Origin of the sequence: Peptoclostridium litorale DSM 5388, from assembly GCF_900141635.1 — a bacterium.
Classification (GTDB): domain Bacteria; phylum Bacillota; class Clostridia; order Peptostreptococcales; family Peptostreptococcaceae; genus Peptoclostridium; species Peptoclostridium litorale.
Genome location: NZ_FSRH01000010.1, coordinates 122,943 through 140,891, shown reverse-complemented (window position 1 = coordinate 140,891; position 17,949 = coordinate 122,943). Strand labels below are relative to the sequence as shown.

The following is a 17,949-nucleotide window of genomic DNA, read 5'->3' as shown; positions in this document are numbered from 1 at the left end:
AGCCTTCAGTCAGGAACATAAATTCAATTTCAAACTTGAATACAATAGGTCATATTTGCGTGCTTTCAACCGCTTTGGGTGCTGTCAAAAATGCTAAGGATGAAAGCTGTGTTAAATTTACAAAATCTCTTTCAAAACTTATGAAAGAGCCTGCATAATAATCACATTTTTTCACAAAGCTTATTTAAGTGCGCCTAAAAACATTTTTTATCAGCAATAATATACATTTTCATTGAATAGACAATTTTTTCTTCAAAAGATTTGAACTATACGATTGTCTATTTCAACAAACTCTTTATTTTACCTAATTATGCTCATCTCTATATATGTACGTAATATACCCCAAATGATGATGAACTCGACGGTAGATAGCTAAGGGTGGCCAGGACAGCGGGCATAAGATAATAGATTCAATATCATAGTAGGGGAATTAACTACACAGAAAATTTAAACACGGACTTATTTTTTAGTGCGATACAAAATATCAAATCATAAATATAGGAGTATTTTGGAGTTTTGAGTTGATTTGGACACACAATATGGTATATAGAGATATATCAGCATATTTAATACGGCAAAAAGGCGAGAAGGGAGAGGGAATATGAAATACGCCATAATTACAGGGGCATCCCGGGGACTTGGAAACGCCACAGCAAAAAAGCTTATTGAAAAAGGATACACGCTATTTTGCATATCCAGAAAACAGGACATGGAAATTGTCAAAAAGGCCTATGAAAAAAATGTTGAGCTCAATTACTATGAATTCGACCTTTCGAATGTAGAGCTGATAGAGGGGCTTATGGATGATGTGTTTGAAAAAATATCAGCAGGAGAGGCAGAATCCCTGTACCTCATAAACAACGCATCCGTTGTGTCACCGCTAAGGCCCATTTCAAAATGCGAAAGCGGCTCCATAATCAAAAATATCAAAGTAGACCTTTTAGCGCCCATTATACTTATATCCACATTTATAAGGCTTTCAGAAAAGATGGAAATACAAAAGAGGATTGTAAACATATCTTCCGGAGCGGCTTACGGGCCTATGCACGGAGCTGCATGCTACTGCAGCGCAAAGGCGGGAATTGAAATGCTCACAAAATGCGTTGGAATTGAGGAAGAAGGCAAAGAGCATCCCGTGAAGGTAATGTCTTTTACGCCTGGGATAATGGATACTGAAATGCAAAGGGAAGTTAGGTCTTCAAACGAGCAGGACTTTGCAGAATTGAAAAGGTTTAAAAACTACAAGAAAAAGGGTATGCTGACAAAGCCTGAAATCGTGGCTGAAAAAGTGGTGAAGCTGATTGAATGCAGGGACTTCAAGCAAGGAGAATCTATAGACGTTTCGGACATAGAATAGTTCATATGCAGCTTGCTGTTTACGTGTTTTTGCAATTATAAAAGGGGGGATTTCTATGAAAAAATATTTGGCTATATTCTTAATTTGCATGATTCTATCCTCAACGGGATCAATATCGTATGCACAGCTACAGTCTGCAGTAGAGGCGGACAGGGCGTTGGAAATGGCGAAGGCCGCTTCGCAGCAGTTACAGTCAATACCCGAGGTCATAGAAAGCGTAAGTGAATCAGTGGTTGCAATAATAGGGGAGAACAAAATGTACAGGGAGGAAGAATATATATATTCCAAATTCCCGAGAAATTTACAGCACGGCTCAGGGGTTATAGTTTCAAGTGACGGCAAAATACTTACAAACAATCATGTCATAGACGGCTTGGAGGAAATATTTGTTGTAATGCATGACGGAAGCGCCTACAAGGCGGAGCTCCTATACGGGGATGCTGACATTGATCTGGCTCTTATAAAGATAAACCGATCTGCTCTCAAGCCCATATCGTTTGCAGATGAAGGGGAAATAGACGTAGGCGACGACGTGCTTGCCATAGGAACGCCACTGTTTTTCGGATACAGAAACAGCGCCAGCAAGGGCATAATAAGCGGGCTTGACAGGCCTGTAGGAAGCTCTTACACATATCTTCAGACCGATGCGGCAATGAATCCGGGAAATTCAGGAGGACCACTGATCAACATGGACGGCGAGCTAGTGGGCATAAACGCACAGGGGTACACATACTTTTCTGGGATGAACTTTTCGATACCCATAGGGAACGTCAACTATTTCATGGACCATTACAACAAATTCGGGAAAATAAGGCGCTGCTTTACCGGCATAGGGCTTGAGGAAAACTGGGCTGCGCTTGTGGGGCTTCCCACAAATCAGGGGATAAAGGTTGTAATGCTTCAAAAGGATGCCGTGGTCAGCTCGTCTCAGGTCAAGGAAGGGGACATGCTGGAGGCTATAGACGGCAAAAAGACAACATCTATTGCGGCATACAACGAAATCCTCAAAGGGCATCTGCCCGGAGACAGGGTCACACTCACATTTTCAAGTGGAGACAGCACATTTGACGTGCAGGTGACTTTGAAAGAGGTCGAAGAAGACAAATAAAGAAAGGGGGATTGGCATGAGAAGATTATTGGCGGCGGTTTTGACCGCAGGAATGGCTTTTTCGATGGGAATTACGCTTGGATATGCCGAAGACAGCGGTGACATAGACCTGTATGAAGCTTTTTCAAGCCAGCAGGAGAAGATGAAAAACGAGGTGGGAAGCCGGATATACAAGTGGTCTATGCACCTGCCAGACGATGCCATAATATACAAGTCTGAAAGGGTCAACTATTTCGACATGTACACGTCAAGCTATAGCGCATCTGTGTCTTTGGACGTTCAAAAAAACGAAGAAGGCCAGTCTCTTGAAGACATTCTCTACAACATGCAAATGAATACGGGGGAATGGTACTGGTGGGGAGAAAAGGAGTTTTCAGTCACCATAGAAGAAGACGATTCAAGCCAGAGATATATAAGGATAGTCAAGGCCCAGCAGTTTTACGACTACTACATGGTGGATGAAGCAGCAGAGGAGCTTGGAGAGTTTATAGAAAACAGGATATATGTTGCAAATGGCTACATATACAATTTGACTGTGAGCATGGACGGCAAGTTTTACAGGGGCCACGAGGAGATGTTCGACAAGCTGACATCTTCATTCAAACCGGCATTTGACGAGGAAAACCCAAAGATAAAGGAGCTTTCGGAGTCATACAGCGTAAAAAGAGTTTATGAGAATACAAGTTACGGATGGCAGATAACAATCGCTCCCTACTGGAAGCTGGAGGATGTTCCAAATGCGAGGTACCAAAGCTTTGCGCCTGTATACACGGACGAGGAGCTTGAGCAGCAGATGCAGGAAGAAGATATTTACGAATATGAGAATGAAAGGGGCGAAGGGGTATTTGTCAACCTGATGAGCTCTGCAAATGAGGGAGAAACCGCATCAGGCTGGGCTAAAGGGGAGCTCCAGAAAATAAGGGACAATTACAATGAAAAGGTATACGATGTCATAGAGGAAAAGGATACGGGCAATGGATATGGGGTGACGGTGAGATACAACACAGTGACAAACAAACCATATGTGGTAAAAAGCAGATATATAATAGGCAATGGATACAAATACATTGTGAGCGCCAATATACCTGATGAAAAGTACAGCAGTCCTGAAAAGCGCAAGGATTTTGAGGAAATGATGAACTCGTTTTCTTTGAAAGGCGAAAATATGAGCAGGTATCTGGGTCACATAGTATGGGCGGAATCGCTCATAAACCTTGACGAGGCGAAAGAGCTCAAAACGAAAAAATACGACTGCAAAACAACGCTTACAAAGGCATGGATGACAAAGGCTCAGTATTACGACTACTACCATGACTACAGCCAATACTTCAGCAGCGGCGAAGAAGCATATGCATTTGAGCCAAATTCCAACATACATTTGAAAATGGCCTCAGGAATCAACACAAGCAGTATGGGCGAGATAAAGGAATATATGGCGGACATGCTGTCCACGGATGACGATGTAAGGCTGGGGCTTGTGAATGTATCACTTAAATCCGCATCCGTAGGAGATGCACAGATTTTTTATATGAGCAGGGAATATGACATAGGACGCATAAGGGATGCCGCCAATCAGGATGAGGCGAAGGTTTACGACCTTGGAAATACCATGAACCAGTACAGGTACATCATAAAGATAAACAACAACATGTATACACTCGATATGGACATACCGGTTGCAAATACTACAAAAATGAATCTTTCCAAGGTTGAAAAAATATGGATGAATACCCAAATAGGCGGACAGGACTACCCGGGCAAGATTTCTTCATGGACAAACCATACAGTGGAGGAGCTTCTGCCGGAGTAGGAATTTGACGGCTTTCTGCCACCAAAAAATCTGTGGGCTTATCCATGGGGTTGGGAATAAAGCTATAGCGCCACAAAATCAAGAACAATATTAAATATTCTAAAAGCGCCGGTTCAACAGTTTTATGTGTTGAACCGGCGCTTTTGCTTTGGCGGTCTTATTCATACTTTTCATCTAGCGTATCTGGCTTGCAAATCGGATATATAATGTATAACCCTCGTGAGTCCATCAGACACGCCGCTTCCAGCTTCAATATAGGACAGCCATTTTTCCTTTAGTATGTTTATTACCCCAGCTTGTTCGGTGCTGCAGTCCTCTGCGGCTATGGATAGATCTATTATATTTCCCATCTCATCTTTTGAAAGCACTTCCCCTTCCATAGCCAGAATGTCAAAATTGTCTTTTAGCTCTGAAAAGAAATATTTGGCAAATTCATAATTCGCTGCTATAAGTTTTTCGGATTTGTTTTCCATAAAATCACCTTCTAGTTATCATTATGTATTTAATTCTTATTTACCCTCAGAAAAGCAATGTCAAATACTTTTATTATTAATAAGCAGATTCTATTGGAGAAAGAAGGCATTATGGTTGACAAACAAATGGCAAGAGTATATCATATGACTGTAAGTGAATATAGCTTCTCGGTGGATAGGGACATTAAATGTCCAGTATTTAAACTTGTAATACTAGGTTCATTTTTTTTGACCGACACATCGATACATTTGAATATGTGCATGTTTTTAATGGCAATATGCTCCATGAGGAGGCAGTATTAAAAAAAGAAATACATAACCGGCAGATAATTGACCAATCTGCTGGCTATAGGCACTTATATATTATATCTTAAGAAATTGGAGGGAAAAAATGAGCAAGGAAAAGCTACAGGGAATTAGTTTTTTTGAAAGATATCTGACAGTGTGGGTTGTGCTGTGCATGGTGGTGGGAGTCCTGATAGGAAAGTATATGCCTTTTATTCCGGATACTCTGGGCGAATTTGAATATGCAAACGTATCAATACCCATAGCTGTCCTAATATGGATAATGATATATCCTATGATGATGAAGGTTGACTTTCAAAGCGTAAAGAATGTTGGAAAGAACCCTAAGGGGCTTTATGTGACTTGGGTTACGAACTGGCTTGTAAAGCCGTTTACAATGTATGGCATATCGGTTTTCTTTTTCTTCGTGGTATTCAAGGGCATAATTCCGGCGGACCTGGCGAAGGACTATCTTGCGGGGGCCGTGCTTCTTGGAGCCGCGCCGTGTACGGCGATGGTATTTGTATGGAGCCACCTGACAAAGGGAAACCCTGCCTATACCATAGTCCAGGTTGCGACTAACGATCTTATAATACTGCTGGCGTTTACGCCCATAGTGGCGTTTTTACTCGGGGTAAGCGGGGTTGCAGTGCCGTGGGATACTTTGATACTTTCAGTTGTGCTGTTTGTTGTGATACCCCTCACAGCTGGAATACTTACAAGAGTGAATGTGATAAAGAGCAGGGGAATGGACTATTTCAACAATACATTCATACCAAAATTCAACAACATAACCATTGCGGGTCTTCTGCTCACGCTTGTGATAATATTCTCGTTCCAGGGAGAGGTCATACTTGAAAACCCTGTGCACATTATACTGATAGCAGTGCCGCTTACAATCCAGACATTTCTGATTTTCTTCATATCTTACATGACGTCAAAGGTGCTTAAGCTGCCTCACAATGTAGCAGCGCCTGCTGGAATGATAGGAGCGTCAAACTTCTTCGAGCTTGCAGTTGCAGTTGCAATAGCGCTGTTCGGAGCGACATCGCCGGTTGCACTGGCAACCATAGTGGGAGTGCTTGTAGAGGTTCCAGTTATGCTGACGCTTGTAAAGATAGCAAATGGAACAAGCCATTGGTTTGTAGAAGGCAAATCTGTCAAAAATGTCAAAGTGTAAAGCAACTAAGTATAATAAAATATTTATTAATAAAAAAAGGCAAAAGAGCTGAATTTTCGTTATGAGAATTCAGCTCTTTTATTTAAAAGTGTCGTTTTTACCATTTTTGGTATGGGAATTACATTACATTGATATCCTATAGCACCTATAATATTGCTGTAAACAAGTTTTACTACTTGAAATATTTTAGAGGGGGATGAGTCGTGGATATTGGATGGGTTTCACTTATACCGGTAATGACGGTAATCATACTGGCTTTGACAGGTGCATATTATGTTTTGCGCGGCATTACAGATTTGAAGACTTATTCTGAATGGGTTGTAAAGGGGATGTCAAACTATTTGCGAGTGAATATGATTCTTGCCTTGGCATTTGCATTTAGCAGCCTTGTTGGCGAGCTTGGGACTGGTACATTTATTGCATCCATAAGCAGAGATATAAGCCCAGCTTTCATACCTGCCATGGTTTTTATTATAGGCGCGGTGATGTCTAATATATTTCAGGACAATGGCAAACAAGCCATTTGGCAGGCAACTTGTTGAAACGGGAAAGGTTACAGTTTGCGGCATAACGGAAAGCACTGTTTTAGGACATGAATAAGATGGCACTCCATACAGGGTGTGTGAGGACAGGTGCGATGACTGTGGAAGCTGCATGCTGACATGTCATGTAAATGCAATAGAGCAGTCTTTGACATTTTAAAATAGAATGCTGTGATGAGTAGAAGTGATTAAAACTAATCGCTTCCTTTTTTCGTATAATTAAAATCAAATATTTAAGGCAAAGGGTGCAAGGTGTATAAATGAAAAAGTTGAGCGCATTCAGTTTAAAAAAACATCGAGACATTTCTTTGGCCTTGAGATAGTGCGTTTTAGCTCAGTAAGATAATGTGAGTGTAGACTTCTATGTAGTCGTGCAATTAATGGATATCTCTAATTTTATACGTCCGCATAACTTGATTTTGAATTTTTTCAAAACACTGCATAATTATAAAGTAAAATCGAAAAGGCTATGGTATAATCCAATAGTCACTTATTAAACCATATAAATAATCCGATAGTCACTTATTAAGCAATACAAATAAATATGCTGAATTAAAAACTACATTACGATAATAGCAAATTTATCGAAAGGTAAAGACGCAAAGCTATGGGTCTAAGGAATTCCATTCTATGATTGCCAGGTTGCCGAATAATCAAGTTATATGAAGAAGTTCTATTAATGCTATGCTATTGATGAATTTTAATATTTTTATTTAATAGCGCTATCATTTTTCGCTCTGTAAATAGAAAATATTTATTGTCATTATATTTGAATTATTTGACATCCATAAACTCTAAAATGGATAGGCACCCACGCAATTTTTTTAGTGGGTGCCTATATTTTATTTAAAAATCAAATTGAATGTTTAAATTAGCAATTTAGTAGATTAGGAATATGGCTTAAAATAACAATTCAGGAGAAATAATATATGAGAATAGTCTATACAAAGCATTTAGAAGACGGTATGAAATTAGCTAAACCTGTATATTCAGCCAATGGAGAAGTTCTGTTAAATAACGATGTAGAACTAACAAGTGGTTATATTAAAAATTTACAAAATAAAAACATCCCTGCTGTCTATATAGAAGATAGCCTATCAGAGGGAATAGAGATTGAAGATGTAATTGATCCTATAGTAAAGGTTAAGGCTGTAGATACGGTGAAAAATATCGTTGACAGCCTGGATCCCAAAAAGAATAAAAATATGTTTGTCTCTAGTGAGTCATATTTCAACGTAAGAAAACTAATATGCCAAATCATGGATAACTTGCAGAAAAACGAAGACAGTTTATTTAATATGGTTGAAACCTTAAGTACTGACTTGGCAACCTATACACATCTAGTAAATGTTGCAATTCTTGCTTTGTTAACAGGCAGAGCTTTAGGCCTTCCAGAAAAACAAATAGCTGATTTGGGAACGGGCGCATTGATGCATGACATAGGGATAGTTAATATTCCACATGGAATTCTTAATAAAGCTGGCAAACTAACAGATGAAGAATACAAGATGATAAAAAAACATCCCGTACATGGATATGACATGGTTAAGTCAAATCAATCTATTTCTGCCATAGCAAAGATGATAATATTAATGCACCACGAGCGATTAGACGGCTCAGGATATCCATTAGGTATAACAGGTGAAAAAATACATAAATGCATTAGAATAGTTTCCATTTGTGATGCATTTGAAGCAATGGTATCGGATAGGGTGTACAGAGAAAAGATGCCTATATATAAAGCACTTGAAATGTTGACTTCTATGACTACAACCCAATTAGACCTGGAGATATACAAAAAATTTGTTGAAAACATTGCCATTTATACTCCGGGGGCAGGCGTTATTCTTAGTACTGGAGAGAAAGGCATTGTTGTTGAAAATAATAGAAGCTTTCCAACAAGACCTAAGATAAGAATTCTCTTCGGTCCAGATGGAACATTTAATCCGGGCGCTAAAATTGTAAACCTAATGGAAGATCTTACTCTGTTCATAGAAGATACTTGCCACATCCAGTATTAAAATATCCTTCAATGTGAAAGTAGAACAGTTTTAGAGGTATTTAGACTGTATGAAGGCCGTGGCGAGTTTTTTGATCTGTCCACTAGACCAATAACCAGAAAAAGCTTTTCATTGGGAGCGGATGAATTGCAGATGAAAGGATATTTTATTACCGAATCATGCGCAGGATGCGGCAGGATTGGGTCTCAGACATGCATGCCATGTACAGCTGGAAAGGCAGGGATATGATGAGGAAGTCGGCATGGCGAAGATAACAATGGGATACAATCTTCTTTCCAAATACGTTGTTCATATAAATAACGTGTCTTACAGCCAGGAGCAGTTGGATACGTACAGACTGCTATATGATATAATCAAGGACAGGAAATATTTTGTCATTACGACAAATGCAGACGGACAATTCTTTAAAGGTAGCTTTGATCAGGACAAAGTATTTGCAATGCAGGGGAGTTATGGCAAATATCAGTGCCAGCATGGCTGCAATGATATTATTTATGACAATGAAGAAATTATTGGGAAAATGCTCCAGAGATTCAATGAGGAGAGCCTGGAAATCAGGGAGGAAGATATTCCGATTTGCCCGGAGTGTGGCGAATTACTGTGTCCGAATCTAAGAATTGACCATTGTTTTGTAGAAGTAAATCATATGCATAACAAAGGAGATTATGTGGAGTTCATAAGTGCATCAGAGGGGAGATTCTCCTTTTGGAGCTTGGTGTAGGATTCAACACCCCGGTTATTATCCGTTATCCTTTTGAAAGAAATGACAAAGATTTATGATAATGCCACTTTGATTCGTGTTAACAAGATGGTGCTTCAGGCACCCGAATCCATCAGGAGCAAGGCAATACTCTGAAATGTTTTTCATCTGTCGAAGTATTTCCGATTGATCCTGTCTCTCTTGATCATTATAAGGTGTATAAGCCGCTATTTGCTTAACTAAAGTTATCATAAAAATATTAAAAGCTTATTGACAAAGCTTCTCAGTGGGTATAAACTAGAATTGTTAACCGAGGTTAACTTGATGCGATTTTAAACGCAGGCTATGTGAATCGATATATAGGGGGTAGTTTTTTGAGTTATAATGAATCAGTTGAAATGTACCTGGAAACTATTTATATATTGGAAAAAGAGCATGGCCATGCTCACGGGGTAGACATTGCCGAAGCTCTGGGGGTTTCAAAGGCAAGTGTGTCAAAAGCTATGAAGCAGCTCAAAGCTAAAGATTTGGTGTGTAAGGAAGTTTATGGCAGCATAACTCTTACGCAAAAGGGCAGGGAGCTTTCTGAAAAGATATATTACAACCATCAGTTGATTACAAGCTTTCTTGAACATTCGCTTGGATTGACAGCAGCTGAAGCATCTGAGAATGCCTGCAGGATGGAACATGTTGTAAGTGAGGACATGATTCAGGCAATAGAAGCATATTTTGAAAAGAATGCTGTAAAGATTAAAAAGTGATGTATGTGAGGGGGGATATATATGGCTAGTACTTTAGTAAGTGGAGTAATGATGGGAACATATGAATTTAAAAAGGCAAGTGGTGATGTGGTGAAAAATTTATCTGAAGCAAAAGTAGATGAGGAATATGCAGTAAAGGGGATTGAAACTGACGATGAGGATATGAAAGATTTCTTGTTCACATTGGGCTGTTATGAAGGTGAAAAGGTGACGGTGATATCCGTATTGGCTGAAAACTATGTCATATCTGTAAAAGATGCAAGGTACAGCATTGATTCTGAACTTGCAAGGGCTATAATCGTATAGTTTTTTATTTTGAATTGAAGTTAGCCTGCGTTAACTTTCAAATGGATTTTCAAAAAACAAAAATAATAATGGAAAGCATTTTTATTGAACGAGCTATAGAGGTATAGCTTTTCAATTTGACATTGAGTTAACCGAGGTTAACTCTGACATCTGATTTCATATACAATGGATTATTAATTTGTACTTATATTAAGCCGGCTGTGCCGGCAAAATAGGCTTTAGGAGGGGAATTATGAAAATAGCACTAACAGGTAACCCGAACAGCGGCAAGACAACATTGTTCAACGCCATAACGGGTAAAATTGAACATGTAGGCAACTGGGCGGGCGTTACTGTTGACAAAAAAGAAGGAGAAGTTAAAAAGAACTTAAACAAGAGCGGCGAGAAGATCACAGCAGTTGACCTTCCTGGTGCATATTCCATGTCGCCGTTTACATCCGAGGAGTCAATCACCCGTGACTTTGTAAAAAATGAAAACCCGGATGTAATAATAAATATAGTTGATGCGACAAACTTAAGCAGAAGCTTGTTCTTTACGACGCAGCTTATGGAACTTGGAATCCCGGTGGTTGTGGCACTTAACAAGAGCGATTTGAACGACAAAAAGAAAATGGCGATTGATGCGGCAGCTTTAAGCAAGGCGCTGGGATGCCCGGTTGTAAAGACCGTATCGACGAAATCGAGCGGCAATGGCTTGGAAGCTTTGATTTCCAAAGCTGTGGAAGTTAAAGGCAAAAGTCAGAGCGCTCCATATGACAGCAGGGGAGTTGACCTTACAGATGCTAAAGCGGTGAAGGCTTCCGATAAAAAGCGCTATGAGTTTGTTAACGGCATTGTTTTAAAAGTGGAAGAGCGCAAGGTGAGCAGCAACCGTCAGACAAGACAGGATGCTGTTGACAGGATTGTAGCTCACAAGTGGTTTGGAATTCCGATATTTGCGATGGTCATGTGGGCGGTATTCTCGATTTCACAGACACATCTGGGGCCGCTTCTTGCTGATGCGTTTGTCGGATGGATTGACGGCATATATGCATGGGCGGACAGTATGCTCGGCGAAAGCGTATCGCCTATACTCAGCTCGCTGCTGCTGGACGGTATCATTGGCGGTGTCGGCGCAGTGGTTGGATTCCTGCCGCTTATAATGGTGCTGTTCTTCCTGTTGGCACTGCTTGAAGACTGTGGCTATATGGCGCGTGTTGCCGTGGTGATGGACCGTTTCTTCAAGCGTGTAGGCTTGTCGGGTAAGTCGATAATACCTATGGTCATAGGTACCGGCTGTGCGATACCTGGTGTCATGGCGACTAGAACAATCAAGAATGAAAGACAAAGAAGAACTACTGCAATGCTGACTCCATTCATGCCTTGCGGCGCGAAGCTGCCTGTTATTGCACTGTTTGCAGGCGCGTTCTTTGAAGATGCGGCATGGGTCGGTACGGCGATGTACTTCATGGGCATTGCGATAATAATCATTGGGGCGCTGATAGTGGTAAGAATCACTGGCGAAAAGAACAAAAGATCATTCTTCATAATGGAACTGCCTGAATACAGATTTCCAAGCATAAAGAGGGCTACAATTTCAACATTCTCCAGAGCAAAATCATTCATCATAAAAGCGAGTACTATAATACTTCTTTGCAACGCCGCAGTACAGGTTATGCAGACATTCAACTGGCAGCTTCAGGTAGTTGCCGAAGGAGCAGAGAGTACAAGCATACTTGCAAGTATTGCATCGCCGTTTGCCATAATACTTATTCCTCTTGGATTCGGGGCATGGCAGCTTGCGGCAGCGGCTATTACAGGTTTCATCGCAAAAGAGAATGTTGTCGGCACTCTGGCAGTGGTCTACTCCATCACAAACTTTATAGACACTGAAGAACTGGCTCTTGTATCAGGAGGAGCAGATGTTGCAAGCGTTATGGGACTGACTTCAGTGGCTGCGCTGGCATACCTTATGTTCAACATGTTTACACCTCCATGTTTTGCAGCCATTGGAGCCATGAACTCGGAAATGGAAGATAAGAAATGGCTTTGGGGCGGCATTGCATTCCAGTTCGGAATGGGATATACTGTAGCATTCCTTACTTACCAGATAGGGACACTTGTTACAACGGGTTTTTTCGGAACTGCTTTCATCCCTGGTCTCATTGCTGTTGCGGCAATAGCGGGGTATGTCATATACCTTGTGAAAAAAGGCGAGGAAAAGGCGAATCAGAAGAATTTAAAAATGAGTGCATAGGAGAAAATCATGACAAATATAATTGTTGGAGCAGTGATACTGTCAATTATTGGCCTATCTACTGCGAAACTCATTATCGAAAAGAGAAAAGGCGTAAAATGTATCGGTTGTCCACATGCCGGATCCAATAATAAGGGAAGCAACTGTAGTTGCAATATAGTGAAATTCGATAGATAGTATATAAAAGCCTGAGGGATTTTCCCTCAGGCTTTTGCATTTTATAATTTAAGTAAGCAATAAGAATGGAAAATTAATATGGGGCTGTTCTCGAAAAGTGGGTAATATATTATAATATTCATTTTATGAAAAATATAATTTTAATTGAATTTTGCAATACATATAATTTACAGGGGGAGATAAGACATGAACAGGGAAGAAGCATTAACACTATTGAAGGAGCATGTGAAAACAGACAGGCTTTTGCGCCACTCGTTAGCAGTAGAGGCCGCAATGACGGCCTATGCGAGAAGATTCGGAGAGGACGAAAACCGCTGGGGGCTATTGGGGCTTTTGCACGATATAGACTTTGAAAAATACCCGCAGGAGCATCCCGATAATGCGCCAAAGCTGCTTGAAGGTTCAGGGCTTGAGGATGAATTCGTGAAATCAATACTTTCGCATGGCATTGAATCAGGAGTGCCAAGGGACACAAGGGAGCGTCAGTGCCTGCATGCCGTTGATGAAATGGCAAGCTTTATAGTTGCGGTTGCGCTTATGCGTCCTACTAGGCTTGAAGGGCTTAAAGCAAAATCAGTCAAGAAAAAAATGAAGGACAAGGCTTTTGCCAAGGCGGTAAACCGTGAGGAGCTTATTGCTTCAGCCGAGGCGCTGGAAGTGGAGTTTGCAGAGCATGTGGACATAGTTGTGAGCGGCCTCATAGAGCAGGAGGCAAGGCTGCAAAGTGAAGGATACAGCCTGCTTGATTAAGTGAATTTGATAATTATATGAACAAAGGGAACCTCTATTTTTATAAAACTCAAGCTCATGTAAACTCTCAATTTGACAAAATATGAACTTACTTGTATATTGAAAAAATGCGGTTTATGATTATAAACCGCATTTTTTAGACAATTAAATTTCAATCGACAAAACATATCTATATAAAAAGGAGATTACTATGCCTTCAGAATATAAATACCCTATCGACTGTCATATGCATATGACCAGCTGCGAATGTGCAGATCTTATAAAATCCATAACGGGTAAGAAGACTTTCAACGGGAACCCCTTTGGCGGACATGACCACAAGAGCATCATTTCGCTTTTGGATAACGCTGGCATATACAAGGGGTTTGCAATATCTTCTGCATACATTTATTCGATGGAAGATATGAATATAGAAGATCCCATTCAAAATACAGTCAGGGAAAATGATTTTGTCATTAGGGAATGTTCTCTTTCAAACGGAAGGCTTATTCCATTTTTCAGTGTAAACCCCCTTACTTCATATGCTCTTGACGAGGTGACAAGGTGCTGCAGATATGAAACGCCCAAAGGACTGAAGCTTCACTTTACAAATTCCAGAATAGACATTGAAGACAAATACCATCTGAGCAGGCTATCCCAAATACTATCAGTTGCAGAGTCAAACAGCATTCCTGTAATTATTCATTTTAGAAGCAGGCGAAATGAAAATCCGCAAAAAGCCCTGAAATTCATTGATTTCATATGTGAAAACCACAAAAATCTAAAAATCATAATAGCCCATATCGGCGGCTGGGGGGGATTTGACGAAATTACAAAGCTTACATTTGAATTATTTTTAAAGGGAATATCCTGCGCTCCTCTAAAAGTCCAAGAAAACATATATTTGGACTTTTCCGGTGTAGTCATAACCCCAAATGAGGTAATAATCGGCACATTCAAGGAGACAATAGGGTCCGATATAAAATGTATTGAATCCCTGCTCCAACAATATCCCGAAGTCAAAATAATGTTTGGAAGCGACTGGCCCTTTATAGACTCCGCATCCTATATTGAAAATATGAAAAACTTCAATATTTCAGAAAACACCTTAGCTTCCATACTGAGCCAAGACTTCGAGCTATAGATTTCTGCCATTAGGGCGGATTGTTTTGTCTAAAAACTAAAATCCCATGAAAAACATGGGATTTTAAGCAATAAAAAATTATTTCATTTTTAATTATTTGAACTGCTCTGGTATTTCAGGCTGGTAAGCCGCAATACTTGTTGCTGATGCTACATTTGCAAAAGCTAGGAATGTAAGTATTGTTATAGATAGCTGTAACATTCTTCTCATCATTTAAAATCCCTCCCTACAATTGTTATTTCAATCTATATTACTCAGCTTTCAATATGTATTTGAAAGGAGCTAGACCGCATTTTACTTAAATCTTAATTTACTTATAATTGAATCCATGAAATGACAGAATCTGTAACCATTGCTTGTAAGTGTATAGCTTTGCCAAATCATAGCCATCGTCGATGCGAATACAATGATGTTAACAGTATTAAAAATTGAATACCATACAATACATCCAAAGAGCCATGTACAAAGAACAACTATAGACATTCTCTTTAACTTTTGATACTGTACTTTACTTGATATGGGTTTACCAGGGGTGTCTGCAGGTGCATATTTTGCAATGGCCCAAAGTGAAAAGGCAAATGCAAACACTATTATACTCAGCATAACTGAGGTGTTTGGATTAAAAAATTTAGATATTAACCCGATTGCATTCATTGTTAGTGCTCCATATATCGCACAATTCCCCATACATGAACAGTGTGCTCCTCCTGAAAATGCACGATATACAGAGACTGTAAGTATTATAACAAGAACATTCGGGAATATTTGCAAAAACAATGCAAGTCCAAGAGTAAATGCATAACTAAGAATAGAGCTTATAAGAAGACGTATTGAGTATTGTAATACAGCGTATTGATCATCGCTTATATCCATATGTTTTTTATATATGCCAAGAATCTGCTCAATCATACGTTCAACAAAATGTTTTTTTACATGATTTTCCATGACGAAACCTCCATTTCTTTTAGATGATTATTGTGTATATAAAACGACAATAAATGACTAAATGCGCAAATTTTATCTGTTCACATAAATAATACAAATTCCCTACAAACCAGAACACATTGGAAATAAAAAGTAAAAAAAGAATAGATAAAGCTACATAGAATACCATATAGCCTATCTATTATTATAATTAACGTGTGGGGGTTACCTTTGGATTTAAAGCATAAGCTTAGTCTTCCATTATATAAATTGATATCTTCTCCACTTTGTCTTCTGGCGTTACTGCGCCATACTCGCCAAATGCCCTGTCGTTTAAAACCAAGGCCATGTTGTTGAAAACAAAAATTTCATCCATGTACGTATCGGCATGCATGTTATACATCTTCTCGAGATTTGCGCTACAATACTGGTATGCTTCTTCAAGGCCCATTCCAACTGATATGTCCAGACCCTTTACAGTATACTTGTATGAAGTCAGTGCTACAGAGCCAAGATATGCGCTGCCCAGGTCGTTTTTGTCATCGTGGAAATATGTGACTGTAAGACCTGTGTAAGGGTATTCGTAGACAGTGTCGAAGCCGTGGTATCCACCGTTCTCCTGCGTTGAAACATAGTCTGTAGGATATCTTTGCAAAAACTCTTTTGCAGAAAGGCTTAAGTCTATTTCCTCTATTTCCGCCTCCGAAAGGAGCTCCATGAGGAATTCGCCCTCCGCCTGGCGAAACACATATCCGTTTTCAACGAGCTTGTCTACTGCCGCTTTGAATTCTTTGCCAGCCGCTGAATTTGATGAATTCTTGTAGAGGTAGTGGTCCTTGACGTCAACCGGAATTACATCGCCGCCGTTTGATCCGACAAGTGCATTGAAGACTTGCTTGTAATAGTCTACAGGGTATTCGCCCTTAGTCTTGTCTGAAGGGTTTTGTTCTTCGTCAATGGATACGACTTTGCTTATTACAGCCGATGTCCTTCCAAGGTTTTCGGTGTAAACAAGGCTGGCAGGGTCGACTTCAACTGTAATTGGGATTTTACCGGTATATTTGTCCGAATCTATTGAAGTTCCGCCTTCAAAATAGTATGTAAAGTATTTTCTAGGGACAAGGTCTGTTATAGAATCATCATCAAAGTAAATTTCGGTAACTTCCCGGCCGTCTATGGACATAGCTTCATCAAGTGAAATACCCACGCCCATTGGTATGTAATTGGGAAGTATTTTTCCGGTTAAAAGCATGGGCTCACTCTTGTTTGATTTAGAAGAGCAGCCGATAAGCGTAAATGCCATAACCAGGACGAGAAGTGTGGTCAATATTTTTTTCATAACAAAAGTCTCCTTTTCTGTAAAATATATTTAGAGTATATCACATTTTGAGCCTGTATGTCGTGTAGTCCTTGTATTTTATGGTTTGCACGGCACTGTCTTCTGAGAGCCTTTTGAATATCTCGTCTACATCGGGGCATTTTCTTGAGGTTAAAAAACCTGTGATTTCATGTTGTTCATTGGATGTCTCTTTATTATTCTCAGTATTGCCCTGTAGTCGTCCTGCTCTTCGCTGAAAAAGCCTTCGGAGTCGAGCATTTCTATTGATATCCCGCCTAGTATTTTGGCGGCCAGCTATATGGAGTCAGAAGAGGACTGCCTTACCCAGCTTTCGGCTGGAGGCCTTACAGGAGTATTTATGTATACCCTGGAGTAAGTCACATCTTCCAAAAGCTCCTTTATTTTTCCGAGGGATTCCAAATCGTCGTTTATGCCGTCCATTATCATGACCTCTATCCAAAGCTCACCCTTGTAGGCGTGTGAAAACTCGACCAGGCCTTTGTAGACATCTTTGAATACAAGGCTTGTATGCGGCCTGTTTATCCTTTTGAAGCTTTCGCTGTCGAATGCATCAAGCGTTGGAAGGACTATGTCGGCATTCATAAGCTCATCTCTTACGTCAGGCTCGCAAAGCAGTGCTCCGTTTGTTATCACCGCAACGGGATTTTGGACAAGCCTTTGGATTTCCACTATGAGGTCTCCCAGCCTTGAGTAGAGCGAGGGCTTGCCCTCACCGACTATGGTAACGACGTCAAAGTCCATACCGGATTTTATGTAGTCCCTGAACTCATCAATTATATCGTCGAGGCTGAAAAATTCCTCACGCTTGTTTGAAAGGTGGTCTGTCCTTCCAAAAC

General features: G+C 40.1%; 16 protein-coding genes, 1 pseudogene and 1 riboswitch. Of the genes and pseudogenes, 12 read left to right on the top strand and 5 right to left on the bottom strand.

Annotated features, from left to right (window positions below; all coding sequences use genetic code 11):
* Positions 1–601: 601 nt before the first annotated feature.
* From BUQ87_RS10460 to BUQ87_RS10450, 3 genes are read left to right on the top strand one after another with little or no spacing between them, the layout of a single operon-like run.
* Positions 602–1,357 (top strand): (S)-benzoin forming benzil reductase, encoded by a 756-nt coding sequence (locus tag BUQ87_RS10460; protein ID WP_038263627.1) that lies wholly within the window; start codon positions 602–604, stop codon positions 1,355–1,357.
* Positions 1,358–1,412: 55 nt separating this feature from the next.
* The gene (locus BUQ87_RS10455) at positions 1,413–2,465 is read left to right on the top strand and encodes a S1C family serine protease (protein WP_052636023.1); all 1,053 of its coding nucleotides are present in this window, start codon (positions 1,413–1,415) and stop codon (positions 2,463–2,465) included.
* A gap of 16 nt (positions 2,466–2,481) precedes the next feature.
* Positions 2,482–4,275: a hypothetical protein gene (locus tag BUQ87_RS10450; RefSeq protein WP_038263629.1), complete on the top strand. Its 1,794-nt coding sequence runs from the start codon at positions 2,482–2,484 to the stop codon at positions 4,273–4,275.
* 170 nt (positions 4,276–4,445) lie between these two features.
* Here BUQ87_RS10450 and BUQ87_RS10445 read toward each other — a convergent pair whose 3' ends face one another.
* On the bottom strand, positions 4,446–4,748 hold the full coding sequence (locus BUQ87_RS10445; RefSeq protein WP_038263632.1) for a hypothetical protein: 303 nt from the start codon (positions 4,746–4,748) through the stop codon (positions 4,446–4,448).
* 391 nt (positions 4,749–5,139) lie between these two features.
* Between BUQ87_RS10445 and arsB the strand changes: the two genes are divergently transcribed.
* The 9 genes from arsB (at position 5,140) to BUQ87_RS10400 (ending at position 14,829) form a co-directional block, all read left to right on the top strand.
* Positions 5,140–6,213, top strand: a complete 1,074-nt coding sequence (gene arsB, locus BUQ87_RS10440) for an ACR3 family arsenite efflux transporter (RefSeq protein WP_038263634.1) — start codon at positions 5,140–5,142, stop codon at positions 6,211–6,213.
* Positions 6,214–6,416: 203 nt separating this feature from the next.
* Complete coding sequence (locus BUQ87_RS10435) at positions 6,417–6,755, top strand: Na+/H+ antiporter NhaC family protein (RefSeq protein ID WP_038263637.1); 339 nt, start codon at positions 6,417–6,419, stop codon at positions 6,753–6,755.
* A gap of 564 nt (positions 6,756–7,319) precedes the next feature.
* A riboswitch (cyclic di-GMP riboswitch) is annotated at positions 7,320–7,405 on the top strand.
* A 279-nt stretch (positions 7,406–7,684) separates the two neighbouring features.
* Positions 7,685–8,776, top strand: a complete 1,092-nt coding sequence (locus tag BUQ87_RS10430) for an HD-GYP domain-containing protein (protein WP_038263641.1) — start codon at positions 7,685–7,687, stop codon at positions 8,774–8,776.
* A 178-nt stretch (positions 8,777–8,954) separates the two neighbouring features.
* Complete coding sequence (locus tag BUQ87_RS10425; protein WP_052636024.1) at positions 8,955–9,497, top strand: SIR2 family NAD-dependent protein deacylase; 543 nt, start codon at positions 8,955–8,957, stop codon at positions 9,495–9,497.
* 353 nt (positions 9,498–9,850) lie between these two features.
* A complete protein-coding gene (locus BUQ87_RS10420; protein WP_074210096.1) occupies positions 9,851–10,237 on the top strand; it encodes a metal-dependent transcriptional regulator in 387 nt (128 codons plus the stop codon).
* 21 nt (positions 10,238–10,258) lie between these two features.
* A complete protein-coding gene (locus BUQ87_RS10415) occupies positions 10,259–10,543 on the top strand; it encodes a FeoA family protein (protein WP_077216497.1) in 285 nt (94 codons plus the stop codon).
* Between the two features lie 232 nt (positions 10,544–10,775).
* The gene (gene feoB / locus BUQ87_RS10410) at positions 10,776–12,779 is read left to right on the top strand and encodes a ferrous iron transporter B (protein ID WP_038263644.1); all 2,004 of its coding nucleotides are present in this window, start codon (positions 10,776–10,778) and stop codon (positions 12,777–12,779) included.
* A gap of 363 nt (positions 12,780–13,142) precedes the next feature.
* Positions 13,143–13,706, top strand: coding sequence for an HD domain-containing protein (locus BUQ87_RS10405; protein WP_038263647.1), 564 nt, complete (start codon positions 13,143–13,145; stop codon positions 13,704–13,706).
* A 190-nt stretch (positions 13,707–13,896) separates the two neighbouring features.
* Positions 13,897–14,829 (top strand): amidohydrolase family protein, encoded by a 933-nt coding sequence (locus BUQ87_RS10400; RefSeq protein ID WP_038263649.1) that lies wholly within the window; start codon positions 13,897–13,899, stop codon positions 14,827–14,829.
* A 93-nt stretch (positions 14,830–14,922) separates the two neighbouring features.
* On the opposite strand, the gene BUQ87_RS10395 is transcribed toward BUQ87_RS10400, so the two are convergent.
* The 4 genes and pseudogenes from BUQ87_RS10395 to BUQ87_RS10380 form a co-directional block, all read right to left on the bottom strand.
* Positions 14,923–15,042 carry a cyclic lactone autoinducer peptide gene (locus BUQ87_RS10395; protein WP_077216498.1) on the bottom strand — a complete coding sequence of 40 codons (120 nt, stop codon included), beginning with the start codon at positions 15,040–15,042 and terminating at the stop codon, positions 14,923–14,925.
* A gap of 81 nt (positions 15,043–15,123) precedes the next feature.
* Entirely contained in the window at positions 15,124–15,774 is a 651-nt protein-coding gene (locus tag BUQ87_RS10390) for an accessory gene regulator ArgB-like protein (RefSeq protein WP_038263651.1), read from the bottom strand.
* 229 nt (positions 15,775–16,003) lie between these two features.
* Positions 16,004–17,092: an LptM family lipoprotein gene (locus tag BUQ87_RS10385; RefSeq protein ID WP_038263652.1), complete on the bottom strand. Its 1,089-nt coding sequence runs from the start codon at positions 17,090–17,092 to the stop codon at positions 16,004–16,006.
* Positions 17,093–17,386: 294 nt separating this feature from the next.
* Positions 17,387–17,917, bottom strand: a pseudogene (locus tag BUQ87_RS10380) (radical SAM protein); the annotation flags it as partial.
* Positions 17,918–17,949 lie beyond the last annotated feature (32 nt).